Source organism: Novosphingobium sp. BL-S-24, assembly GCF_055521575.1.
The window spans coordinates 308,832-330,917 of the sequence record NZ_CM145488.1; the positions used below are offsets into that span (position 1 = coordinate 308,832).

The 22,086-nt window shown below is 59.3% G+C and carries 24 protein-coding genes; 8 read left to right on the plus strand and 16 right to left on the minus strand.

Translation table 11 applies throughout. The features are described from left to right. Positions 1-20: 20 nt before the first annotated feature. Positions 21-1,550, plus strand: a complete 1,530-nt coding sequence (locus tag ACZ1JM_RS06615) for a DNA recombination protein RmuC (protein WP_465134048.1) — start codon at positions 21-23, stop codon at positions 1,548-1,550. A 3-nt stretch (positions 1,551-1,553) separates the two neighbouring features. Here ACZ1JM_RS06615 and ACZ1JM_RS06620 read toward each other — a convergent pair whose 3' ends face one another. Genes ACZ1JM_RS06620 through ACZ1JM_RS06650 form a run of 7 tightly spaced genes read right to left on the minus strand, consistent with a single transcriptional unit; the run spans position 1,554 to position 6,931 of the window. Beyond that, the gene (locus ACZ1JM_RS06620) at positions 1,554-2,411 is read right to left on the minus strand and encodes a TrmH family RNA methyltransferase (RefSeq protein ID WP_465134049.1); all 858 of its coding nucleotides are present in this window, start codon (positions 2,409-2,411) and stop codon (positions 1,554-1,556) included. After that, positions 2,392-2,670 carry an HPr family phosphocarrier protein gene (locus ACZ1JM_RS06625; RefSeq protein ID WP_465134050.1) on the minus strand — a complete coding sequence of 93 codons (279 nt, stop codon included), beginning with the start codon at positions 2,668-2,670 and terminating at the stop codon, positions 2,392-2,394. The genes ACZ1JM_RS06620 and ACZ1JM_RS06625 overlap by 20 nt, the downstream gene beginning before the upstream one ends. Then, on the minus strand, positions 2,667-3,071 hold the full coding sequence (locus ACZ1JM_RS06630) for a PTS sugar transporter subunit IIA (protein WP_465134051.1): 405 nt from the start codon (positions 3,069-3,071) through the stop codon (positions 2,667-2,669). The genes ACZ1JM_RS06625 and ACZ1JM_RS06630 overlap by 4 nt, the downstream gene beginning before the upstream one ends. A 48-nt stretch (positions 3,072-3,119) precedes the next feature. After that, positions 3,120-4,073, minus strand: coding sequence for an RNase adapter RapZ (gene rapZ, locus ACZ1JM_RS06635; RefSeq protein WP_465134998.1), 954 nt, complete (start codon positions 4,071-4,073; stop codon positions 3,120-3,122). A gap of 56 nt (positions 4,074-4,129) precedes the next feature. Continuing rightward, positions 4,130-4,555: an HPr kinase/phosphorylase gene (locus ACZ1JM_RS06640; RefSeq protein WP_465134052.1), complete on the minus strand. Its 426-nt coding sequence runs from the start codon at positions 4,553-4,555 to the stop codon at positions 4,130-4,132. Continuing rightward, on the minus strand, positions 4,552-6,141 hold the full coding sequence (locus ACZ1JM_RS06645) for a sensor histidine kinase (protein WP_465134053.1): 1,590 nt from the start codon (positions 6,139-6,141) through the stop codon (positions 4,552-4,554). The genes ACZ1JM_RS06640 and ACZ1JM_RS06645 overlap by 4 nt, the downstream gene beginning before the upstream one ends. Beyond that, a complete protein-coding gene (locus ACZ1JM_RS06650) occupies positions 6,134-6,931 on the minus strand; it encodes a response regulator transcription factor (protein ID WP_465134054.1) in 798 nt (265 codons plus the stop codon). The genes ACZ1JM_RS06645 and ACZ1JM_RS06650 overlap by 8 nt, the downstream gene beginning before the upstream one ends. A 248-nt stretch (positions 6,932-7,179) precedes the next feature. On the opposite strand from ACZ1JM_RS06650, the gene ACZ1JM_RS06655 reads away from it, so the two are divergent. Then, positions 7,180-8,781, plus strand: coding sequence for a phosphoenolpyruvate carboxykinase (locus tag ACZ1JM_RS06655; protein WP_465134055.1), 1,602 nt, complete (start codon positions 7,180-7,182; stop codon positions 8,779-8,781). A gap of 271 nt (positions 8,782-9,052) precedes the next feature. After that, complete coding sequence (locus tag ACZ1JM_RS06660; protein ID WP_465134056.1) at positions 9,053-9,406, plus strand: hypothetical protein; 354 nt, start codon at positions 9,053-9,055, stop codon at positions 9,404-9,406. 42 nt (positions 9,407-9,448) lie between these two features. Here ACZ1JM_RS06660 and ACZ1JM_RS06665 read toward each other — a convergent pair whose 3' ends face one another. Further along, positions 9,449-11,302 carry a DUF885 domain-containing protein gene (locus ACZ1JM_RS06665; protein ID WP_465134057.1) on the minus strand — a complete coding sequence of 618 codons (1,854 nt, stop codon included), beginning with the start codon at positions 11,300-11,302 and terminating at the stop codon, positions 9,449-9,451. 78 nt (positions 11,303-11,380) lie between these two features. On the opposite strand from ACZ1JM_RS06665, the gene ACZ1JM_RS06670 reads away from it, so the two are divergent. Next, on the plus strand, positions 11,381-11,593 hold the full coding sequence (locus tag ACZ1JM_RS06670; protein ID WP_465134058.1) for a hypothetical protein: 213 nt from the start codon (positions 11,381-11,383) through the stop codon (positions 11,591-11,593). A 36-nt stretch (positions 11,594-11,629) separates the two neighbouring features. On the opposite strand, the gene ACZ1JM_RS06675 is transcribed toward ACZ1JM_RS06670, so the two are convergent. After that, positions 11,630-12,286 carry an alpha/beta hydrolase gene (locus tag ACZ1JM_RS06675; protein WP_465134059.1) on the minus strand — a complete coding sequence of 219 codons (657 nt, stop codon included), beginning with the start codon at positions 12,284-12,286 and terminating at the stop codon, positions 11,630-11,632. 179 nt (positions 12,287-12,465) lie between these two features. On the opposite strand from ACZ1JM_RS06675, the gene ACZ1JM_RS06680 reads away from it, so the two are divergent. The 3 genes from ACZ1JM_RS06680 to ACZ1JM_RS06690 are packed head-to-tail and all read left to right on the plus strand — an operon-like array spanning position 12,466 to position 14,880. Continuing rightward, positions 12,466-13,470, plus strand: a complete 1,005-nt coding sequence (locus ACZ1JM_RS06680; RefSeq protein ID WP_465134999.1) for a cysteine desulfurase family protein — start codon at positions 12,466-12,468, stop codon at positions 13,468-13,470. Further along, positions 13,467-14,546, plus strand: coding sequence for a cysteine desulfurase family protein (locus ACZ1JM_RS06685; RefSeq protein WP_465134060.1), 1,080 nt, complete (start codon positions 13,467-13,469; stop codon positions 14,544-14,546). Before ACZ1JM_RS06680 ends, ACZ1JM_RS06685 begins: the two co-directional genes overlap by 4 nt. A 1-nt stretch (position 14,547) precedes the next feature. Further along, the gene (locus tag ACZ1JM_RS06690) at positions 14,548-14,880 is read left to right on the plus strand and encodes a 2Fe-2S iron-sulfur cluster-binding protein (RefSeq protein ID WP_465134061.1); all 333 of its coding nucleotides are present in this window, start codon (positions 14,548-14,550) and stop codon (positions 14,878-14,880) included. 6 nt (positions 14,881-14,886) lie between these two features. Here ACZ1JM_RS06690 and ACZ1JM_RS06695 read toward each other — a convergent pair whose 3' ends face one another. Continuing rightward, positions 14,887-15,426 carry a type 1 glutamine amidotransferase domain-containing protein gene (locus ACZ1JM_RS06695; protein ID WP_465134062.1) on the minus strand — a complete coding sequence of 180 codons (540 nt, stop codon included), beginning with the start codon at positions 15,424-15,426 and terminating at the stop codon, positions 14,887-14,889. A gap of 102 nt (positions 15,427-15,528) precedes the next feature. Between ACZ1JM_RS06695 and parC the strand changes: the two genes are divergently transcribed. Continuing rightward, positions 15,529-17,823 carry a DNA topoisomerase IV subunit A gene (gene parC / locus ACZ1JM_RS06700; RefSeq protein WP_465134063.1) on the plus strand — a complete coding sequence of 765 codons (2,295 nt, stop codon included), beginning with the start codon at positions 15,529-15,531 and terminating at the stop codon, positions 17,821-17,823. A 5-nt stretch (positions 17,824-17,828) separates the two neighbouring features. On the opposite strand, the gene ACZ1JM_RS06705 is transcribed toward parC, so the two are convergent. From ACZ1JM_RS06705 to ACZ1JM_RS06730, 6 genes are all read right to left on the minus strand, one after another. Beyond that, positions 17,829-18,479 carry a retropepsin-like aspartic protease family protein gene (locus ACZ1JM_RS06705; protein ID WP_465134064.1) on the minus strand — a complete coding sequence of 217 codons (651 nt, stop codon included), beginning with the start codon at positions 18,477-18,479 and terminating at the stop codon, positions 17,829-17,831. A gap of 41 nt (positions 18,480-18,520) precedes the next feature. Continuing rightward, a complete protein-coding gene (locus ACZ1JM_RS06710) occupies positions 18,521-19,153 on the minus strand; it encodes a retropepsin-like aspartic protease family protein (protein ID WP_465134065.1) in 633 nt (210 codons plus the stop codon). After that, on the minus strand, positions 19,150-20,325 hold the full coding sequence (locus ACZ1JM_RS06715; protein WP_465134066.1) for a CCA tRNA nucleotidyltransferase: 1,176 nt from the start codon (positions 20,323-20,325) through the stop codon (positions 19,150-19,152). The genes ACZ1JM_RS06710 and ACZ1JM_RS06715 overlap by 4 nt, the downstream gene beginning before the upstream one ends. Beyond that, entirely contained in the window at positions 20,318-20,923 is a 606-nt protein-coding gene (locus ACZ1JM_RS06720) for a CoA pyrophosphatase (RefSeq protein WP_465134067.1), read from the minus strand. Before ACZ1JM_RS06720 ends, ACZ1JM_RS06715 begins: the two co-directional genes overlap by 8 nt. Positions 20,924-20,939: 16 nt before the next feature. Then, positions 20,940-21,491, minus strand: a complete 552-nt coding sequence (locus tag ACZ1JM_RS06725) for a DUF1285 domain-containing protein (protein WP_465134068.1) — start codon at positions 21,489-21,491, stop codon at positions 20,940-20,942. A gap of 61 nt (positions 21,492-21,552) precedes the next feature. Beyond that, on the minus strand, positions 21,553-22,077 hold the full coding sequence (locus ACZ1JM_RS06730) for a GNAT family N-acetyltransferase (RefSeq protein ID WP_465134069.1): 525 nt from the start codon (positions 22,075-22,077) through the stop codon (positions 21,553-21,555). Between the last annotated feature and the right edge of the window lie 9 nt (positions 22,078-22,086).

The window sequence follows — 22,086 nt, forward strand, 5'->3', positions numbered from 1 at the left end:
GTTCCTGCTAGTCGAGCGACATGGAACTGTATGTCGCAATCTTGGTCGCTGTGGGATTTGGAACCTTTTTGGGATGGCTAGCTGGGTCCCGCGTGGCTGCTCATTGGCGGACCCAGTCGGAGACTAGGGAAAGAGAAGCCCGAGAAGTAGACGCCAAATTTTTAAGGGCGTTCGCCGACTTGGAAGCGGCACGTGAACGCGCAAGCCGGGCGGACGAATTGTCTGCAACTCTGGACCGATCCCGTCAGGAACATGCTGCCGCGTTGGACTCGCTTCGGAGCGAGCACCAGTCGGTGTTAGAACGGACTAGGATCTCGCTAACAGACGCGCTGAACAACACTCGCACCGAGCATGCGGCGATGCTTGATACGCTCCGGCGCGAACAACGCGAGTTGACGTCAGAACTGGCGACGCTGCGTGAAAAGTCCGCCAATTTCGAAGAGCAGAAACGACTGCTGCTGGAGGCGCAAAATGTGCTCGGCAAGGAATTCGAAAATGCTGGCGCCAAAGTGCTGGAAAGCGCGCAAAATGCATTCCTGAAAAGCGCAGGCGCCCGTTTTGAGCAGAGCGAGAAAAGCAACGCCGAAAGGATTGCAACGTTGCTCGCGCCGGTGGGCCAACGCCTGAAAAGTTATGAAGAGCAAGTTGCTGCACTAGAAGCCAGGCGGATGGATGCCTTCGGCCAATTGAACGGCCAGATTGAAGCATTGCGTGTCGGCCAGGAATTGGTGCGTGCCGAAGCCGTCCGGCTCGGCAATTCGTTGCGTAATGCGCCGAAAGCGCGAGGCCGCTGGGGTGAGCAGCAACTCAAAAATGTACTTGAACAATGCGGGCTGACCGAGCACACAGATTTTCAGACGGAATTGTCCATCAACACTGATGAAGGGCGCCTGCGTCCTGACGCGATAGTCCGTATACCCGGTAACAAGCAGTTGGTGATCGACGCCAAGGTATCATTGAACGCCTATCAAGACGCTTTTGACGCCGAAGACGAAACCATCCGGGCGGCATTTTTCGACGCACATGCCACTTCAATGCGCAACCATATCCAGTCGCTGGGTGCGAAAAGCTATCAGAGCCAATTCGAAAATGCTCCAGACTACGTCATCATGTTCGTTCCCGGTGAGCATTTCATAGCTGCCGCTCTGGAGCATGATTCCAGCCTGTGGGATTATGCCTTCGACCGTCGCGTCCTGTTGGCCAGTCCGACCAACTTGGTGGCCATTGCGCGAACGATCGCTCAGGTCTGGCAACAGGAAGGACTTGCCCGCGAAGCCCGGGAAATCGGCAAGCTCGGCAGCGACCTGTATGATAGTATCGCCAAGACGCAGGACGATCTTGGTAAAGTAGGTACGCACCTTGGGAGGGCAGTGAACAGCTTCAACGATTTTGTCAGGACATACGAAGGTAACGTGATGAGCAGAGCCCGCAGGCTGAGTGATAAGCACATTAAGATTGGAAAGCGGGAAATTTCCGAGGAAGTGACGTTGGTCGAATCTGCCCCCCGATTTGCGGAGGTAAATGTCGCCCGGCTCGACGAGCAAGACTGATATTCAGTCAGATTTTTTAAGATATGCCAAAGCCTCGTAGGCCAGTATTGCGCCGGCCACGGCGGCGTTCAAACTGTCTGCCATCCCGAGCATTGGAATGGTAACACGCAGATCGCACGCTTCTTCATACGCAGGCGGAAGCCCTTGAGACTCGTTTCCTACCATCAGGAAGCAGGGCGATGTGTAATTCGCCTGGCGATAGTCGGTTGGGTCACGCAACGACGCAGCAACTAATTGACCATTGCCGCCACGGAGCCAGATATGGAATTCGTCCCAACGGGCAAGGGCCACTCTTTGAGTAAAAATAGCTCCCATGCTGGCGCGGACTGCCTCCACGGAAAATGGATCCGCGCAATCGTCGAGCAGTATTAACCCGCCAGCCCCGACTGCATCACCAGTGCGTAGCATCGTTCCCAAGTTGCCAGGATCGCGCAACGCCTGCGCAACCAGCCAAATTGGGGCCGAAGTTCTATCTATTTCCGTTAGACTAGTGCCGAACTCTTTGAACACGCCTGCAACAGCCTGAGGGTTTTCCTTCCCGGTGACCTTTGCCAGTATATCCAGATCCATTTCAATCACTTCGCCCCCCGCAATGAGGACAGCTTGTTCAAGTGTTTCCAATAGCGGATGAGGTGCACGGCCAATAGCCATGATAAGAATTTCGGGTAGCAATCCGCACTCGCGAGCGTCGGTCAGCAGGCGCAAGCCTTCCGCTAGAAACCGCCCCTCACGTTTACGGTGCTTCTTATCCCTGAGGGATCGCAGAAACTTCACTAGTGGGTTTGAAAATCCGGTGATCGTTCGCCGTTGAGCGGAATCACGCCAGTCTTGCGAAGACACCTTATTCCTCGCCAAATCCATTGCGAACTAAATCCGTCAGTACCGCCAACGCTGTTTCTGCACCGTCCCCGGTGCATGAAATCTGGATTGTGTCACCCTTGGCAGCACCGAGCATCATCAAACCCAGAATTGAGCCGCCGGCGGCGCTGGTTCCGTCTTTGGAAACGTTTACACTTACCGTCTGCGGTAACTCGGCAACGTGATTGACAAACTTGGCGCTGGCGCGTGCATGCAAACCCCGTTTGTTGACGATCATGACCGTATCAATGACGTCTGTCATGCGTCCTGCCCCAGATATTCGCTCGCTATCGTTATGTAATTCCGACCTGCATCGCGCGCGGCAGACACCGCTTCTTTTACCGGCAGGCTAGCACGCGCCTTTGCTAGCCGGATGAGCATCGGCAGGTTGATACCGGCAATGACTTCCACCTTACCCGCCTGCATCAAGGATATCGCGAGATTTGACGGCGTTCCACCAAACAGATCTGTGAGGATAATTACGCCGAGACCGCTATCGACACGGGCAATAGCCTCGGCGATCTCGGATCGGCGGCGCTCCATGTCATCATTCGGACCGATGCAGATGGTTGATATATCGGTTTGCGTTCCGACTACGTGTTCCATCGCATGTACGAACTCCTCGGCAAGGTTGCCGTGGGTCACCAGAATCAAGCCGATCATGTCGGGAGTGCGCTCCGAAAATCCTGCGGGTGCACCCGGACGATTGTCTCATTTTTCACGCGGCAAGGCTCCTTCAAGAAGATCTGCCGTACGTGAGCCCAGGTTGCGGTGCAGCAATGTGGGCGAAAATCCCGCGCTACGCAAGGCCACAGCGATGTGCTCAGCCGTAAATACGGAACGATGCCGGCCGCCGGTACAGCCGAAAGCTATATGAACGTAAGCCTTGCCCTGCGTCCGGTACTGCGGGAGCAGGAAAAGCAGCAAGTCTTGGATCCGGCTAACAGCGCCATCGAAGGCGGGATCCATCTTAATATGGTTACCGACATCTTCGTTCAGCCCCGTCAATGGACGCAAGTTGATATCCCAATGCGGATTGCTCAGAAATCTCATATCAAAAATCAAATCTGCGATCGGCGGCATACCTCGAGCAAAACCAAAGCTTGATAACGTGACCGTCATTTCACCTGGATCGCTCGACGCAAAACGATCGCGGATAACCGATTGAAGATCGTTGGTGGTGTATTCCGTGGTATCAATCAGGAGATCCGCCCAACCACGCAACGGACTTAGCAACTCCCGTTCGGCGCGAATGCCAGCGGAAACCGGAGTATCGGATGCCAAAGCATGTCTTCTACGCGTCTCGTTATATCGACGTTCCAATTCGCGGCTTGTGCAATCCAAGAACAATGTACTGATGGTCACGTCTATTTGAGAGGCTAGGCGCGTCGCTAAAGAGATAATTAGCTGAGCATCAAACCCCTGCGTACGTGAATCGATCCCGATGGCAATCAATCGCTGCGTAGTTGATGCTGTGTCTGTTTCGGGATGAAGCAGTGGCTCCAAAAGTCGGATCGGCAGATTATCGATGATCTCCCAGCCCAAGTCCTCCAAAGCCCGCAGGGCAGTGGTCTTTCCCGCGCCGAGCATGCCTGTCACCAGCATCACATGCTGCTTTGGACGTGTTGCTTCGGATTTATCGATGCCTGTCGATTGAGTTCCCATATGACTGCGCATTTTGCGCTTCACTGGCAGGAAAGTGAAGCAGATAACTTCGTTGGTCAGGATAACCCATAGTGCGCTAACGCCAGTTCGACCTTGATAGGCAATACGCCAGAATTTGGCCATAGGCGTACCGATGGCAATTGGATCCCGAGAACGCCAATCATCTCAGCAGCATCAATGAAGCGATCAGCATCGCCATCCAATAGCACCAAGAGCGAGACGGGCGCCGCTTCGACATATTTGTATGGTAAAAGTCCGAGGTTCCGAACTTCCATAACTCCTTGAGTTCGCGGGTGAGGGCGCGCGATCAAACGCGATCCAACAACTTCCAGTAACACGGAATCATCGCCCACCAGATCAGCGCCTCTGTCTATCAACGCCATCGCCAAGCTGGATTTGCCGCTTCCTGATGCCCCCTCGATCAGAACTCCACGGCCTAAGAGCGAGACGCATGTCGATTGCCGCGCTCGCCCTGTCATCATCGGACGGGCTCAGATTGCCACGTCGGCAAAGAGATCGTCATCATTGCCCCTTGCTGGCCATCTTTTCGATCACCGGCTGTCAGTGTCCCGTAGTGCGCTTCGACGATGGTCCGGGCAATAGCCAAGCCCAGTCCGCTGTGTCTGCCGAACTCCTCACTTGAAGGACGAAAAGAATGAAATCGTTCGAAAATCTTTTCGCGTGAGGCCGCCGGAATTCCGGGCCCCTGATCGGATATCGCTACGTTGATCCGTCTAGCATCGCAATCCAACCCAATCGAGATGGCTCCATTCGGGGGGGAAAAGGAAACCGCATTATCCAGAAGGTTTTGCAGAACCCGCTCCAAACGCGGCACGTCGCCGGCGACGATCGTTGATTTGCCGGCACTGTTGTCGATGATCGAAACAACGCAAGTTCCGTTGACGCCACGTCGATTTCTTTCTCCGGCTAGGCCAGTCACCAACTCACCAATGTCGAATGGCTCAAACGTGGTGCGGCTGAGTTGCGCATCGATGCGGCTTGCATCCGCGATTTCCGTGACCAAGAAATCGATGCGCCTTACATCATCCTGCGCGATGTTGATAAGCTGTCGTCGTAGGTGGGGCTGATCCACGCGCTCCAAGCTTTCAAGGGCGCTCCGCAAGCTCGTAAGAGGATTTTTCAATTCGTGAGCAACATCTGCCGCAAAACTCTCGACATCGTCAATTCGCTGCCGAAGCGCGCTGCTCATATCCGAGATAGCGCGTGCCAAGAGGCCGATTTCATCACGCCGGTCCGGCAGACGAGGAACAATTACGCTCCTGTCACGCCCCAAACGAACGCGGACAGCAGCGCGAACTAGTTTCCGTAATGGGTCGACTATCGTGCGAGCAAGAAACAGAGAGAGCAGTACCGAAACCCCTAACGCCCCCCCGACGATAAACGCGAGGGTTTGACGCGCCATTCGGACATTCTCGGTGATGTCGCGAGCATTCCGAGTGATCACTATGGATGATCCATCCCTGCCTACCGGCGTGGCCGCTATAATTACCGGTGTTCTGTCGGGAGCGGATTTGTGGCTTATTCTGGTAGTACCACTGGCCAGTGACGCCGCGATTTCTGGCCATGCCGAGGCATTCGCATCCCCTGGGTCATCAAAATGCGGAATGGGCGGAGCGCCCAACATAAAATCCATGCCTCGGTCTAGCATCCTGGCAGCGTCCTGATACCAAGGTTCTGTGGTTGGGTCGATCAGGGCATACGACGCTGGGGCAAGCGCAAAGCTATCACCGACCATGCGACCTTGCGGATCGAACAGGCGTAGACGTAATTTTTGTTCAACTCCGATTCTCGCGATCAGAAACAGACGACCCTCAACGCTTTCGTCAGCTAAAGCGTCCGCGGTAATATCTGCCTCGCTTTCCGCAAGTCGATACCTTTCGGCAAGCAGTTCGCGACGATAGCTGTCGATGTAGAAAAGTGAGCCAGCGAGCAATGCCAAAGCAATAACGTTAACCGCCAAGATACGGGCAGTTAGCGAAATGCTCCAAGAGACCCTTAGTTTTAACTTCCATCCGGCCCGTGGCGTGCCCCGAAGTTCATCAGCCATCGGTAAAAGAATATCCGGCCCCATAAAGGGTGTCTATTGCAGAAAATTCTGGATCAACTGCACGAAACTTGCGGCGGAGACGCTTGATATGACTATCGATGGTTCGGTCATCCACGTACACGTCTTCGCTATAGGCAGCATCCATAAGCTGATTTCTGCTTTTAACTATGCCCGGTCTCGTTGCCAGCGCTTCTAATATAAGGAATTCCGTTACAGTTAGGGATACCAGCTGCTCTTTCCACGCAACTTGATGACGGGCCGGGTCAAGCATCAGATGACCACGCATGACTCGATCCGGCAGGTCAGACGCCGATGATATATCTGGTTCAGCCTTTGCCAGCTCACTTCGCCTTAGTATCGCCCGTATCCTAGCTATCAGCAATCGCTGGCTGAATGGCTTCGCAATGTAATCGTCTGCTCCTAGGGCAAGACCCAACGCTTCATCCGGTTCTTCGTCTTTTGATGTTAAAAAGATTACTGGCAGACGTGATCGTTCTCTGAGTTCCTGCAGCAAGGTAAGACCATTCATGCGCGGCATCTTAATATCAAAAATTGCCAAGTCGGGTGGGTTTTCAAGCAATGCTTTCAAGGCAGTTTCGCCATCCGCGTAGATTCGGGTCAAAAATCCCTCGGCTTGAAGGCTTATCGACAACGTGGCGAGTATGTTCCGATCGTCATCGACCAATGCGATTGAGTACTTCCCTTCAGAAGCTGGCTCATCGGGAACCCGGTACTCGGAAACCTGATTGTCTTCCACAGTAGGGCCCGTGTGCGATTCCGCATCAGCCATTGTGATGGTGGTCCCTTGTGCGATGTCGGACCTGCAGCCGTTAACGGGTCCGCCTCAGAATTACAATCGGATCAAACCAAAGCGAAAATACGACCAAGACTGGCACGCCTATCTGCTTGACGGTTCCAATTATTACCGTTTTGGCCGAAGGGAATACAGCCTTATAGTTACCGGGCCGATTCTTGCGCAAGAATCTCGAGGCGTCGACGGGAATACCCGGATCGACTAGGTGTTTTGGAGGAAATGAATTGACTACTTCGCTTGGCTACCCGCTCGAAAAACAGGGCATTGAGACGAAGGCACAGATCTTCGCTAACCTCGGCACGGCTCCCCTCGTCGAGCAGGCGGTCAAGAACGGCGAAGGCGTACTTTCGGTGGATGGACCGTTTGTCGTAGCGACCGGCAAGCACACTGGACGATCGGCAAAGGACAAATTCATCGTCAAGGACGCCGAGACCGAGGACACCGTTTGGTGGGGCAAGACAAACGTGCCCATGACACCAGAGCATTTCGCCGCGCTCAAGCAGGATTTCCTCGCTGAGCTAGCCACGAAGGATAAGCTGTACGTCGCGGACCTGTTCGGCGGATCGCAGCCCGAGCATCGCGTGAACGTGCGGGTCATCAACGAATTTGCATGGCACAATCTTTTCATCCGCACACTGCTGGTTCGTCCGACGAGCAATGAACTTGCGGATTTTGCGCCAGAATACACGATCATCGATCTTCCCAGCTTCCGCGCCGATCCCGAGCGTCACGGTTCGCGCACCGAGACGGTTGTGGCCGTAAATTTCTCCGAAAAGCTGATCCTCATCGGCGGCACGGCGTATGCCGGCGAGATGAAGAAGTCGGTCTTCGGCATCCTGAATTACCTGTTGCCGATGAAGGGCGTCATGCCGATGCACTGTTCGGCCAATATCGGTCCTGATGGCGACACTGCTGTATTCTTTGGCCTCTCAGGCACCGGTAAAACAACGCTCTCGGCAGATGCAAGCCGTACCCTTATCGGCGATGACGAGCATGGTTGGTCGGATACGGCGGTCTTCAACTTTGAGGGCGGCTGCTACGCGAAGGTGATCCGCCTTTCGGAAGAGGCCGAGCCTGAGATCTATGCCACTACGCGTCGCTTCGGGACGGTGCTTGAGAACGTCGTTATCGATCCTGTGACGCGCAAGATCGACCTGGATGACAACTCTCTGGCGGAGAACAGCCGGGGTTCCTATCCGATCGACTTCATCCCGAACTGCTCGGAAAAGAACCTTGGTCCGGTGCCGCAGAACATCATTTTCCTGACCGCCGATGCGTATGGCGTTCTGCCGCCTATCGCGCGTTTGACGCCGGATCAGGCGATGTACCACTTCCTGTCGGGCTACACCGCGCGTGTCGCGGGGACGGAGATCGGCGTCACCGAGCCTGAAGCGACATTTTCGACCTGCTTCGGCGCGCCGTTCATGCCGCGTCACCCTTCGATCTATGGCAACCTGCTGAAGGAGCGGATCGCCAAGGGCGGCGTGAAGTGCTGGCTGGTCAACACCGGTTGGTCGGGCGGCAAAGCCACGATGGACGGCATCAAGCGCATGCCGATCAAGGCCACGCGCGCTTTGTTGAATGCGGCATTGGATGGCAGCTTGAACGATGCGGAGTTCAAGGAAGATCCGAACTTTGGCTTCGAGGTTCCCGTTGCCGTGGCAGGTGTTGATTCCAAGCTGCTCGACCCACGCGGTGCCTGGGCCGATCCGGCAGAATATGACCGTACGGCGCAGACGCTGGTCAAGCAGTTCATCGACAACTTCGCGCAGTTTGAAGAGCATGTTGATGAAGGCGTACGCAAGGCGGCTCCAATCGCTGCCTGACCTTCATAATATTTTCTGAATGATTGGCTCCGGGGCATCGGCTCCGGAGCCTTTTTTGTTCGGGTCAGGTTTAGTTGAAGAAGTGCATGCGGGGAGGGTGCTTTGCAAAGGGATGCGGCACCCTGCGAATCGATGCTCAGATTTTGACGGACGTAGTGTGACAGCTTTGGCCCATGTAGGAAAATCGCCCACAGCCACCTCCTTTCACCATTGCCCTTTTGTTTCTGTTCAATCGTCCCCATTGTCAGGGCTTCCATCAAGGAGAACGGCAATGGGAATTTTCGACGGCATTCTGGGTAAAGTCAGCGAACACGCGGACATTGCCAATCTGGCGAACAAGCTTGGCCTTGATCAGGGCGTTGCCGAAAAGGCGATCGCTGCCCTTGGTATCGCGCACCAGCAGGAAGGCGACACCGCGCAACTCGCCGCCGAGCGCACCGGGCTTGATGTCGGCACGATCCAGCAGATCATTCAGCAGATCGGTGGCGAAGGTTCGCTGACCCAGTTCGCGAGCGTCATCGCGTCTGAGCCGGGCAAGGTCGCCGGGTTCTTCGACAAGGATGGTGACGGCAGCGTGATCGACGATCTGACCGGCATGGCCAAAGGCCTCTTCGGCAAGAATTGACCGGCACACCCCGGGCCACACGGTCCGGGGTCACCCGATAGATCAGCGCCGTTTCGTGGCGGTGATGTACGCCTCCACATTCTGCGCCAGCACGTCCAGCGGGACGTTGCCGCCATCGACCACCGCCTGATCGAAATCGCGCAAGTCGTACGCTTTGCCCAGCGCCGCCTGTGCCCGTGATCGTTGGCTGACGATCTGCGAATGCCCCATCTTGTAGCCGCAAGCCTGCCCGGGCCAGGAGCAATAGCGGTCTACTTCGTTGGCTACTTCCTCGCGCTTGTTGCCGTTCTTTTCCATGAAGAACCCTACACCCGCTTCCCGCGTCCAGCCCTTGGCATGCAGCCCGGTGTCCACGACCATCCGGCATGCCCGGAAAGCCAGTGACTGCAGATACCCCAGGCGACCGACGGCATCATCGTCATAGGCGCCCAGTTCGTCCGCCAATTGCTCGCCATAGAGCGCCCACCCTTCGGAATAGGCGTTGAACGCCAAAATAGAGCGGATCAGCGGCAGGCGGTTGGCATATTCGCCCTGCCAGACGTGGCCGGGGATGGCCTCGTGGTGCACCAGCGTCGGCAAATCATATTTGCGATGCAGGTCCGTGGAGCGAAGGTTGATCCACATCTTCCCCGGCACCGTACCGTCTTTTGAACCAGCGCCTCCATACGCCGTGGGCGCACCCGGTTCCTCCGAGAGCGGCAGGCGGCGAACTTCGACATTGCCCGGCACCAGTTGACGGAACGCGCGCGGCATCTGCTTTCGGATCCAGTCCACTCGCGTCTGGATGAACGCCAGAATTTCCGCACGTCCCGGATCGCCTTCCGGGAACATGAAGCGCTTGTCGTCTCCCAGCGCGGTCATCCGCTCTCCGACCGTCCCTTTGGTATAACCAAGGCCCTTGAGGATCGGGTCCATGCGGGCGTGGAGCGCGGCGAGTTCTTCCAGCCCGCGCTTGTGGATCTCCTCGGCCGGAACGCGGGTGGTGGTGCTGGCGCGCAAGGCCCAGGAGTAATACTCGGCACCGCCAGGCCGCTCCCGCATACCGGGATCGCTTTTCGCCAGTGTCCGCTGCCGCTTCAATTCCGCCAATTGCCGCTCAAGCGCCGGGACGACTTCGGCGGCCACAATCCGTCGGGCGTCGTTAGCCCACGTTCCCGTCATGCCCTTCGTTCGTCCAGCGATCGAGGTAACCAGGCCGCCGCCATCGGCCCGCGCTTCCGCGATCGTGCTGGTCATCTGGGCAATCGCGCGATCCAGCAGAAAATCGGGAGGAATGAGGCCGTTGTCCGTCGCTGCCTTGATCCGCTCCAGCTCGCCATCAAGCTGGGCATCGAACTGGCCTAACCGGGCGATGTACCCGTCGGCATCCTGCGGAGTCTTTACCGGGTGATCGGCATCGAGGAAGCGCGGCAGATCGAGGTATGCACCCACGTTCTGGATCACGACGTAGGGAGCATTGCGCCATCCGCCCACGGCCACGTCACCGTAAGGCAGGGCAAAGCCGTCGAGCGCGGTGGAAAAGGCGCTTTTGACGACGGCAACGCTGGTTCGCGTCGAGTGATCAAGGCCTTTGGGATTAAGCGCATTGACCGCCGTTAGGCCTTTTCGCAGGTCGGCAGCGTAAGCGTCGCGACCGTCTTGCGATCGGTCTTCCAGCTTTGCGCGCAGACCGGCGTGTTCGCCGACATCGACGCCAAGGGTAGTGGCTGTCTCAGGCACATGATCAAGGAGGGTCCACGCGATGCGATCCAGCGTGGCCGTTGCATCGTTGGCAGGGGTAGAAGCGGCAAAGGCGACGTTTGCCGGCAGGGCGATAGCGGCGGTTCCGGCGGCGAGGAGTTGCAGGGAATTGCGCCGGGACAAAGGGGCGCGCGGATCGAAGGACGTTTCTTGCATTGGCCAGACGATGGCCTTGCCGCTCGATAGTGTCAAACCACCCTCGCGCGACAGCATCGGCTGGGTTAGAGGGCGATCATGGATATCGCTCTCTCGCTCCTGGTGCTGACGGTCATTGCCCTGGTCCTTGGCTCGATCGTGTTGTTCCGGCGCGGCGGCTATCGCAAGCAGGCGCTGCTGATGCTGGTTCTCGCGGCCGTGATGATCGCCAATATCGCCATCTGGACCCTGCCGACATCGGGCGGTCGCTCCTTATCGAGCGAGGCGCAACGAAATCAGGCGCCGAAGTGACCTTCGACGCCTGAATGCTTTAGAGGGGTTGGCCGATTACTTGATCGGGCAATCGGGCGCGAGGCGCATGTCGAGGTAGTTGTCGACCGACTTCATGAGCTCACCCATCTCATTTTCGAAGAAATGGTTGGCGCGCGGAATCTCGTCGTGATGGATGGTGATGTGCTTTTGGGTGCGCAGCTTGTCGACCAGCTTCTGCACTGCGTTGGGCGTCACCACGGTATCGCCGGTTCCCTGCACGATAATGCCGGATGCCGGGCAGGGCGCCAGGAAGCTGAAATCATACATGTTGGCTGGCGGCGCGACGGAGATGAAGCCGCGGATCTCCGGGCGGCGCATCAGAAGCTGCATGCCGATCAGCGCGCCGAACGACGTGCCTGCGATCCAGGTGGTCGAAGCCTCCGGGTGGATGGACTGCACCCAATCAAGAGCGGCTGCCGCATCCGACAATTCGCCGATGCCGTTGTCGAAGCTGCCCTGGCTGCGGCCAACGCCCCGGAAGTTGAAGCGCAGTGTGGCGAACCCGCGCGCGACGAACGTCTTGTACAGGTGCTGGGTGATGCGATCGTTCATCGTGCCGCCCGCCTGCGGATGCGGGTGAAGGATCATCGCCACCGGGGCGCGGGGGCGCGGAGCGGGCTGAAAACGACCTTCGAGACGACCTTCGGGACCGGGAAAGATGACTGCGGGCATGTGCTTTTGCGGCCTGACTTGCTGAAACTGCCGCGCGTCGGAGCGTTGCCGACCATCGCGGGAGTGGAAAAGGGAAGGATCGCTATATAGAAAGATCGCTTACGAAAACAACGCCGCAGGTGACTGCGCCAATCGGGACCGCCACCATCGTCTATCTTGATCACGCCGCCACGACGCCGATGCTGCCTGCCGCGCGCGATGCATGGCTTGCCGGGGCGGCGATCTGGGCCAATCCCTCCAGCCCCCATGCGGCGGGCCGCGCGGCCCGGGCGGCGCTGGAGGACGCGCGGGCGCGGGTGAGATCGGCGCTCGGTTGGGATGGCGAAGTCCTGTTCACTTCAGGCGCAAGCGAGGCGCTGGCTATCGGACTGAGCCGGGCGAAGGCCGAGCGGCGGCTGATCTCCGCCGTAGAGCATGACGCCGTGTTCCGCGCCGCCCCCGATGCCGAGGTGGTGCCGGTGGAGGACGGGACCGTCGATGCGGAAGCGCTGACTCGACTGCTCGCATCTCCGGGAAGGACGGTGACGGCGGTACAGTCGATCAACTCTGAGACCGGGACGATCCTGCTTTGCGATGATGGCGTGGTGAATGCAGTTCGCTCGGCGGGGGGGCTTCTGCTGGCCGACTGCTCGCAATCGGCGGGCAAGGCGGCGCTTCCCGACGCCGATATGATCGTCCTGTCGGCTCACAAACTGGGTGGTCCGATCGGGATCGGGGCGCTGCTGGTGCGCGATTTCGCGATGCTGGAGCCGAGCGGAGGGCAAGAGCGGGGTTACCGGGCGGGGACGGAGAACCTGCCCGCCGCGATGGCTTTTGCGACGGCGCTAGAAAGCGGCGGCGCGGATGCCTGGGCGACCACCGAGGAGCAGCGCCTAGCTTTCGGTGAAAGGCTCGCCGCATCGGGGGAGGTTCTGCGTCCTGGCCGGCAATGCTCCCACATCTTCGCAGTAGCGGCCCTGACAACATCGGCTACCGCGATGCTGATCCGAATGGATGCGATGGGCTTCGCGATATCGGCGGGCAGCGCCTGCTCCTCCGGCACGCTGAAGCCAAGTCGGGTGCTGCAGAGCTTCGGCATAGCGCCCGACCTCGCCAAGCGCACCGTGCGGGTGTCGATCGGGTGGAGCACGACACCGCAGGAACTCGACGATTTCGCCGCCGCCTGGGCGAGCACCGCGGCATGATCTACCTTGATTATCAGGCAACCACGCCCCTTGCTCCCGAGGCGCGCGAGGCGATGCTGCCATGGCTGGGCGGGGCGGAGACTAGCGGTTTCGCCAACCCCCATAGCCCCCACCGCCCCGGCCGCGCTGCTGCTGCGGCAGTGGAGGTCGCCCGCGCTCAAGTCGCCCGACTGCTGCCATCGGGAGGACGCGTCATCTTCACCTCCGGCGCTACCGAGGCGATCAACCTGGCCATGGTCGGCAGCGGCGCGCGCTCCATTGCCGCCAGCGCGATAGAGCATGCCGCCGTGCTGGACACCGCCCGCGCCATTGACCCGTCCTGCTCGATTATCCCGGTCGATGGCGACGGTCTGATCGACCCCGAGATCGCGTTCGGCCGTGGTACCAACCTCGTCGCAGCTATGCAGGTAAACAACGAAATCGGCACGATCCAGCCAGTCGATCGCACCGCCGCGCAGGCGCACGAAGCGGGCGCATTGTTCCTGTGCGATGCCGTCCAGGGCGCAGGCAAGATCGCTCCTCCGTCCGGGGCCGACCTCGTCGCCATCAGCGCGCACAAGCTATACGGACCGAAGGGCATCGGCGCCTTATGGGTGCGCGATGGGCTGGATTTGCAGCCGCTGATCCGGGGCGGGGGGCAGGAGCAGGGCCTGCGTTCCGGTACGCTCAGCCCCATGCTCTGCGCCGGTTTCGGAGCAGCCGCCGCTCTCGCTGTCGAGCGGATGGAAGCCGATTTCTCCCATGTCGAGCAGCTTTGGAGCGTGGCGCGAACGATCCTGTCGCGCTGGCAACTGAACGGGTCGCCAACGCAGCGATGGCACGGAAACCTGAACCTGCGCCTTTCCGGCCTCGACGTCGCGCGGCTGATGTCAGACCTGCGCGGTATCGCGTTTTCGGCTGGATCGGCGTGCGCCAGTGGCTCTGGCAGGCCCAGTCATGTCCTGCGCGCGCTTGGCCTTTCTGATAGGGACGCCAAAAGTTCTATCCGTCTTGGATTTGGTCGATATACTGATCGACGGGAAATAGAGGATGCCTGCGCCCAAATCGAAGCCGCTGCGGCGGCGCAGGGAGTATAACGTGGTTAACGTCCAGTTCGTCAATACAGATGGATCACGGGTGACGGCACAAGCCGAAACCGGCGATCGTTTGCTGGAGGCCGGTCAGAATGCCGGCATGCCACTAGAAGGAACGTGCGAAGGGCAGATGGCCTGTTCCACCTGCCATGTGATCGTTTCGCCGGACTGGTTTGATAAGCTGCCCCCCGCCTCGAACGAGGAGGAGGACATGCTTGACCTCGCCGCCGGGGTGGGGCGCACCAGCCGTCTTTCCTGTCAGATTATGCTGACCGATGAAATGGACGGGCTTGCGGTGCGCATCCCGGGTATCGTCCGCGATATGCAGATCGGCTAAGCCGCCTTATTCGGCGGCGACGGCCTCCTTCACTGCTTCGACAACGGCTTTCGAGAACGCCGGAATATCATCAGGCTTGCGGCTGGTGATCAAATTGCCGTCGATCGCCACTTCCTTGTCGATAACGTCGGCACCCGCATTCCGCAGATCGGTGCGGATCGACGGCCAACTCGTGACGGTTTTTCCTTCGACCACGCCAGCTTCGACCAGCAGCCACGGCCCATGGCAAATGGCGCCGACCGGCTTGCCGGATTCGACGAATGTACGGACTAGCGAGACGGCCGTCTCGTTCATGCGAAGAACGTCCGGGTTGATCTGGCCGCCTGGAAGGACCAGCCCGTCGAAGTCATCGGCGTTTACCTGGTCGAGGGTCTGATCGACCTTTACGTTGTCGCCCCAGTCCTTTTCCTTCCATCCTTTGATCTCGCCACTTTCGGGGCTGGCGATAACCGTTTCGATGCCTGCTTGGTTGAGCGCATCGCGCGGTCCGATGAGTTCGGATTGTTCAAATCCATTGGTCGCGATGATGAGTACGCGCTGACCCATGTGATAATCTCCTGATAAGGGGGTTGTTCAGGGAATGATCGGCGGAAAAGTTAGGTTCCGAAGGTTCCACTCCGGCTATCGTGTTGCTAGTGCGTTCCAGCCATGGTGACCAGGACCGACGACGAATCCGACCCGTTCGACGCCATCGTCGACGCCCCCTTCGACGCTGCGCTGTCGGAGCGTTACCTTGTCTATGCGCTTTCCACGATCACGGCGCGCTCCCTGCCGGATTTGCGCGATGGCCTGAAGCCGGTACATCGCCGACTGCTTTGGGCCATGCGTCAGCTCAAGCTTGATCCGGGCAGTGCTTACAAGAAATCCGCCCGTGTGGTCGGCGATGTCATCGGTAAATACCACCCCCACGGCGATGCATCGGTCTACGACGCGATGGTCCGTCTGGCGCAGGATTTTTCCCTTCGCTACCCGCTGGTCCAGGGGCAGGGGAACTTCGGCAACATCGATGGCGATAACGCGGCGGCATATCGCTATACCGAAGCGCGTCTGACCAAGACCGCGATCCAGCTGATGGCCGGCCTCGATGAAGGCACGGTCGAATTCGTGCCGACGTACAATGGTGAGGAAAGCGAGCCGGAGATTTTCCCCGGCATCTTCCCGAACCTGCTGGCGAACGGGGCCACCGGGATTGCTGTCGGCATGGCGACGTCGATCCCCAGCCATAACGTGGCGGAAATCATCGACGCGACGCTGCTGCTGATCGACAACCCGCAGACCGAGCACGCCCAACTGATGGAAGTCTTCCACGGGCCTGACTTTGCGACAGGCGGCCTGGTGGTGGATAGCCCGGAGGCGATCAGCCACGCCTATGAAACCGGCAGGGGTTCGTTCCGGGTGCGGGGCCGGTTCTCGACCGGGCGCAAGACCGATGGATTGTGGGAAGATACCGGCGTCGAAAAGCTGGGCGCAGGGCAGTGGCAACTGGTCGTCACCGAAATTCCCTACATGCTGGCCAAGGGCAAGCTGATCGAGCAGATCGCCGCACTGATCGGCGATCGCAAGCTGCCCATCCTTGAAGATGTGCGCGACGAGAGCGACGAGGAAATCCGACTCGTTCTGGTGCCAAAGAGCCGGAACGTCGATCCGGAACTGCTCAAAGAAAGCCTTTATCGGCTGACCGACCTCGAAAGCCGGTTCAGTCTCAATCTTAACGTACTGGATTCCCATCGTACGCCCGGCGTGCTGGGCCTTAAACTGCTGCTGCAGGAATGGATCTACAGCCAGATCGACATCCTGTTGAGGCGCACGAACCACCGCCTTGAGAAGATCGCCGCGCGGCTCGAACTGGTCTCCGGTTACATCATCGCTTACCTCAATCTCGATCGCATTATCGAGATCATCCGTACTGAAGATGAACCCAAGCCCGTCATGATCGCGGAGTTCGAACTGACCGACCGTCAGGCCGAGGCGATCCTCAACATGCGCCTCCGCTCGCTGCGCAGGCTTGAAGAGATGGAGCTTCGCAAGGAGCACGCCGAACTCCTGAAAGAGCAGGAAGATCTCAACAAACTGCTCGAAAGCCCCGCTCGCCAGCGTACCCGGATCAAGCGCGATCTAGCCAATTTGCGCAAGGACTATGCCGAGGACACACCGCTCGGACGACGCCGGACAACTATTGCTCAAGCAGCCAAGACCGTGGAGTTCTCCTTCGACGCCATGATCGAGAAAGAGCCGTTGACGGTGATCCTGTCAGCGCGGGGATGGATACGTGCCGCTCGCGGCCACGTGGCGCTCGACGGCGATTTCAAATACAAGGAGGGCGACGGCCCGGCCTTCGCGTTTCACGCCCAGACCACCGACAAAATCCTCATCGCGCTGGATAACGGGCGTTTCTACACATTGGGCGCAGACAAGCTGCCCGGCGCGCGCGGCTTTGGCGAACCGATCAGAACGATGCTGGATATCGATACCGAAGCGCATATCGTGGCGGCCATGCCATATCGGCCGAAGGCGCAGCTTTTGCTGGCCTCCAACATCGGTCGGGGCTTTGCGGCGGAGACCGATGAACTGCTGGCCGAAACCCGCAAGGGGCGCGGCGTGATGACCACGAAGCCGGGGGTCCGGCTTGTAGTAGTGCGCGAAATTCCGCTGGAACATGATCATGTCGCGGTCGTCGGAGACAATCGCAAGCTTGTCATCTTCAGCCTTGAAGAACTGCCGGTGATGAGCAAGGGGCAGGGGGTAACTCTCCAGCGCTATCGCGATGGCGGCATGGCCGATGTCATCACGCTGAAACTGGAAGATGGCCTTTCATGGGCGATGGGAGGCGAGAGCGGTCGCACGCGCACCGAAAAGGACATGGCGCTGTGGAAAGTCGCAAGGGGGGCTGCGGGACGATTGCCTCCAAACGGCTTCCCGCGCGACAATAAATTCCAGAGCTGATCGGCTCAGGTCTCGGTCGTCACTGCCTGCGGGTGATGCGGCACCAGGATCAGCGTTTTGCCCTCGACCCGCCAACTGGCCAAGCGCGACAGCAGGTTCATGCCAATAACGTTGGTATCGCCGATACCGGGCGCGACCACCGCGTCCAGCTGACGCGCGACGACGCTGCCCATGCGCAGTTCGTCGATGGTCGCCAGTTGCGCCTCGACCGTACCGTTGGCCGTGCGCATCAGGACGGATCGGTTGAGCGGATTGGCCTTGAGATCGGCAGCGTGGGCCGTTGCTGGAGAAATCGCCGTCAGGGTCGCCCCGGTATCGACGAGGAAATCGCGCTTCACGCCATTGACCGTTGCCGAGATCCAGAAATGGCCGTCAGCCTGCATCGGCACGCGAGTTTCACCGCCTTCCACGCTTTGCCGCTCGATCCCTAGCTGAGGCAGGGCGAAGTCGGCCCCTGTCGTCAGCCGCGTGACTTGAGCGATCGTCAACAGCATCGCCGCCAACAGTCCCAGATTGCCGATGCCGCGAACGAAGCCGCCGAGCAGCGGCAGCGGCCCGCGCAGCATCCCGCCCACGATGCTGACGATAATGCCTGCCAAAGCGAGCGCCAACAGTGGCTGCCCTGCCAGAAAATTCAGGATTTCAGTCAGTTCCATGGCGATGCTCTATCATGGTTCAGCTTTCGCAATGCTGACTGTCAGGCCGGCTCGGGCGTCAGGATCAGGCGGCTGCCCTCCACCCGCCAACCGCCGAGGCGCGAGAGAAGGTTCATGCCGATCACATTGGTCTCAACTTCCCCGTCAGGTCCAATGGCAACCGGTAGAGCGTTGGCTCGAATACCGCCGAAGCTCAGCATATCGGCTTGCCCCATGCGCGCGACGATCGAGCCGTTGGCGGTTTCAAGGATCACCCCGGTGTCACCTTCCGCAGGACGCAAGCCCGCTCGTCGAGCCACGCGTTGCGATACCCCGGTGTAGGTGGCCCCGGTATCGATCAGGAAATCGACCGGCGTACCGTTGAGCTGGGCCTGGACCCAGAAATGCCCATCAGCCCTCATGGCGATGACGGTTTCCTTGCCGATGATCTCAGCCGGTCGGGTTCGGTTCAGCAACAGAGCCGCATCGGACCTGCCGTTTCGGCTCGCCAGTTCGGTGACGGTCAGCAGCAAAGCCGCCACCAGACCGAGATAAGCCACGTTGCGCAGCGCATGCCCGAGCTGAGGGCGGGTGACAGCGATCATGCCGGCCCCGACCGCAAGGAGAATTGCCGCGATCGTCAGGGCGAGCAAGGGCTGTTCGAACAGGAATGCACCCAGCTCGCCCGCGTTCATGAAGGCCGTTCCGCCGCCAGAATTTCATTCAGCAAAGCATCGGCGCGGTCCGCAGAAGGAAAACCTTCCGCCACCCAGGCATCCTCGACCTGCCGCAGGATTCGTGCCACGTCAGGTCCGGCCGCAACCCCTCGCGCCACGATCTGGCCACCTTTCAACGGAAACTGCGGAACATCCCAACCGTCCAGCAAACGTGTGTCGCCCCTTGCAATCAGCAGGCGATCGAGCGCCGCATCACGGCCTAGACGGTAGGCGAGAGCCCGCGCATCGCCCGGTGCTTCCTGACGAGCGGCGGCGACAGCAAGACGCTTCTTCTGGGCCGCTGAAAGTCGAAATCGAGAGGCCACCTGTTCGGCCAACGCAGGTTGGGAAGGCAAGAGAGCCGCAAGCCGACGGATCGGATCTGGTCCATGCCCTTGTGCTTTTTCTGTTTCGATCAGCGCGGCCAATTCGTTTGGATCTGCTTCTGGCAGCACGACCTGAAGCACGCCCAGTTCCGCCATGCGGCGAAGGGTGGGAGCAGGGTCGGGCAGGGCGAGGAGGTTCGTCATCTCCATCCCGATCCGTTCGCGCGACAGTCCCTTGAGCGTTGCCGCCAGATCAGCACACGCGGACTCCGCCTCGCTATCAGCGGGCACCGATCCAAACCGGGCTTGAAACCGGAAGTAGCGCAGGATCCTCAAGTGATCTTCGCGGATACGTTGTCGTGCGTCGCCGATGAAGCGAACGCGCCGTGCTTTCAAATCATTCAGCCCGCCGAACCAGTCAAAGATCTCGCCACTTCGCGCATCGGCGTAAAGGGCGTTGATCGTGAAATCCCGACGAGCCGCATCCTCGCGCCAATCGCTGGCGAAAGCCACCGTCGCGCGCCGTCCGTCCGTGGATACGTCATGGCGCAGCGTGGTGATTTCAACCGGCCCGCCTTCGAGCACGGCGGTCACCGTCCCGTGGTCTATCCCGGTGGGAACTGTGCGGATACCAGCAGCGGCAGCCTTTTCTATTACCTCCTCAGGTCGAAGGAGAGTTGCCATATCTATGTCCTTGACGGACAGTCCCAGCAACGTGTCCCGCACCGCGCCACCAACATAGCGGGCGTTTTCGACGCCGAGCGTATCGACCAACTCGGCCAGATCGGTCCTGTGCATCCATGGCGCTCTCAGCCGCTCAGCCATGCCAGCTTAGCCTTCCTGCCAGGGTTTCGATGATCATCGCGGTGATTCCCCAGATGACATGATCCTGACGGCCATCGTTCCAGATGATCTCAAGCACGCTGTGGGTACGGTTTTTGAACTGTCTGTCGCGCCGAGTATGATTGGCGGCATCAAGCACGAAATCGACCGGAACTTCGAACCACTGGGCGACTTCCGCCGGATTAGGCCGGATATCGAGGTCGGGCGGCACGACGCCGATCACGGGCGTTATTTCGTATCCGCTGCCCGTTCGATAGATATCCGTTTGCCCCACGACGCGGACGTAGCTGCGACGGATGCCCAGTTCCTCGTTAGCTTCGCGCAAAGCCGCCTCGATCGCTGTTTCGCCTACATCGATGCGACCGCCAGGAAAGGCGATCTGGCCGGGATGAGCACGCATGGTCGAAGGACGATGAAGGAGAAGCATCCCCGGACGCTCTCGCTCAGTAATCGCAATGAGCACGGCTGCCGGAATGAAATGCTCGATCGTTTCGATACGCGGATCGTGCCAAAGCCTTGGTGGCTGCTCAAAGTGCCCTTCTTCGAACAGGCCAGCAACTCGATCGAAAACACTGCTCATAAGGCCGGCTTGGCATTCATGCGGGGATCAGCGAAAATCGCTCTCCACGGCTTTCGACGAACAGCGTCTCAGAGCTGTCCTGAATCGAAATTTCAACCAGTTGCGTGTAAGTGCTGCGATTTAGTCGAGCCCGCGTGCCATGGCGGACGCTGACGTAGATAGCGGGAGTATCGGGGTCGCCCTCTGCCACGATCGGGTGATCGGTGCCGGCGATGACCATGTCGTCGGTATTGAGCCGGAATACCAGCGCACCCTCTTCACGCTTCACGTCAGTGGCCATGAAAGCCGCGTCGTCCACTTCGATGGACAGCTTCTGCGTCGGCGTGACCAGCCAATGCTGACCGGCATCATCTCTGAACAATAGAGATGCGAAAGCGCGCACCATGGCAGGACGTTTGATTTCTCCGCCTTGATGGTACCATCTGCCATCGGCGGCGATCCGCATTTCGCTTTCGCCGGTCTCGGCCGGCGACCATTGATCGACGGGCGGCAATTTGCGCGCGGCGACAAGGTCGGCCACTTGGGCCAGGGTCAGGTTGGCGAGTTCCGGGGGCGGTTCATAAGGCATGGCTATGCGATGCCAGATAGGGCCCCGGACGCCAAGTTCCAGTGTGGACTATTCGTCAGCGTTAGCGAAGCCAGGGTCCAAGGACACCGGATTTCGGCAATACAGCGGGGTTGGCGCAGCGCACGAGCAGACGATGACGCTCGAACGGGCCAGGGACTGCCCATTCACCCGTGTGCTCGTTCGAAAAAGCCCAGAAGCGGCCATAGTATTCCGGATCGCCGATCATCACCTGCGGAAGCGGTGCACGATCGTCGATACCCGCCATACTGGCCGACATAAGCGCCTTGCCATAGCCCATGCCCTGATGTTCCGGCAGAACCGCCACCGGCCCCACCATGATCATCGGATGAGCGCGCTGCGTCTCGTCGTTCAGGGCGACAGGCCAGCACTGGATCGTGCCGACCAGCATCTCGTTCCCGTCCAGCGCGGCAAAGCTCAGGGCGGGCAACCAGTCGGTCCCCTCGCGGACTTTATACGCCGTGCGCTTGTGACGATCCGTCCCGAACGCGGAGTCGAGGAGAGCTTCGACCAGCGCCGGATCGACGTTGTCCAAAGGAATGATGGTGGCTGTATCGGACGCGTTCATGGCGCGCGC

Bases quoted from the DNA above. Each gene is read 5' to 3' on its own strand.
- ACZ1JM_RS06615 (WP_465134048.1), top strand. From the start codon at position 21: ATGGAACTGTATGTCGCAATCTTGGTCGCTGTGGGATTTGGAACCTTT.
- ACZ1JM_RS06620 (WP_465134049.1), bottom strand. From the start codon at position 2,411: ATGGATTTGGCGAGGAATAAGGTGTCTTCGCAAGACTGGCGTGATTCC.
- ACZ1JM_RS06625 (WP_465134050.1), bottom strand. From the start codon at position 2,670: ATGACAGACGTCATTGATACGGTCATGATCGTCAACAAACGGGGTTTG.
- ACZ1JM_RS06630 (WP_465134051.1), bottom strand. From the start codon at position 3,071: ATGATCGGCTTGATTCTGGTGACCCACGGCAACCTTGCCGAGGAGTTC.
- rapZ (WP_465134998.1), bottom strand. From the start codon at position 4,073: ATGGGAACTCAATCGACAGGCATCGATAAATCCGAAGCAACACGTCCA.
- ACZ1JM_RS06640 (WP_465134052.1), bottom strand. From the start codon at position 4,555: ATGATGACAGGGCGAGCGCGGCAATCGACATGCGTCTCGCTCTTAGGC.
- ACZ1JM_RS06645 (WP_465134053.1), bottom strand. From the start codon at position 6,141: ATGGCTGATGAACTTCGGGGCACGCCACGGGCCGGATGGAAGTTAAAA.
- ACZ1JM_RS06650 (WP_465134054.1), bottom strand. From the start codon at position 6,931: ATGGCTGATGCGGAATCGCACACGGGCCCTACTGTGGAAGACAATCAG.
- ACZ1JM_RS06660 (WP_465134056.1), top strand. From the start codon at position 9,053: ATGGGAATTTTCGACGGCATTCTGGGTAAAGTCAGCGAACACGCGGAC.
- ACZ1JM_RS06665 (WP_465134057.1), bottom strand. From the start codon at position 11,302: ATGCAAGAAACGTCCTTCGATCCGCGCGCCCCTTTGTCCCGGCGCAAT.
- ACZ1JM_RS06670 (WP_465134058.1), top strand. From the start codon at position 11,381: ATGGATATCGCTCTCTCGCTCCTGGTGCTGACGGTCATTGCCCTGGTC.
- ACZ1JM_RS06675 (WP_465134059.1), bottom strand. From the start codon at position 12,286: ATGCCCGCAGTCATCTTTCCCGGTCCCGAAGGTCGTCTCGAAGGTCGT.
- ACZ1JM_RS06680 (WP_465134999.1), top strand. From the start codon at position 12,466: ATGCTGCCTGCCGCGCGCGATGCATGGCTTGCCGGGGCGGCGATCTGG.
- ACZ1JM_RS06685 (WP_465134060.1), top strand. From the start codon at position 13,467: ATGATCTACCTTGATTATCAGGCAACCACGCCCCTTGCTCCCGAGGCG.
- ACZ1JM_RS06695 (WP_465134062.1), bottom strand. From the start codon at position 15,426: ATGGGTCAGCGCGTACTCATCATCGCGACCAATGGATTTGAACAATCC.
- parC (WP_465134063.1), top strand. From the start codon at position 15,529: ATGGTGACCAGGACCGACGACGAATCCGACCCGTTCGACGCCATCGTC.
- ACZ1JM_RS06705 (WP_465134064.1), bottom strand. From the start codon at position 18,479: ATGGAACTGACTGAAATCCTGAATTTTCTGGCAGGGCAGCCACTGTTG.
- ACZ1JM_RS06710 (WP_465134065.1), bottom strand. From the start codon at position 19,153: ATGAACGCGGGCGAGCTGGGTGCATTCCTGTTCGAACAGCCCTTGCTC.
- ACZ1JM_RS06715 (WP_465134066.1), bottom strand. From the start codon at position 20,325: ATGGCTGAGCGGCTGAGAGCGCCATGGATGCACAGGACCGATCTGGCC.
- ACZ1JM_RS06720 (WP_465134067.1), bottom strand. From the start codon at position 20,923: ATGAGCAGTGTTTTCGATCGAGTTGCTGGCCTGTTCGAAGAAGGGCAC.
- ACZ1JM_RS06725 (WP_465134068.1), bottom strand. From the start codon at position 21,491: ATGCCTTATGAACCGCCCCCGGAACTCGCCAACCTGACCCTGGCCCAA.
- ACZ1JM_RS06730 (WP_465134069.1), bottom strand. From the start codon at position 22,077: ATGAACGCGTCCGATACAGCCACCATCATTCCTTTGGACAACGTCGAT.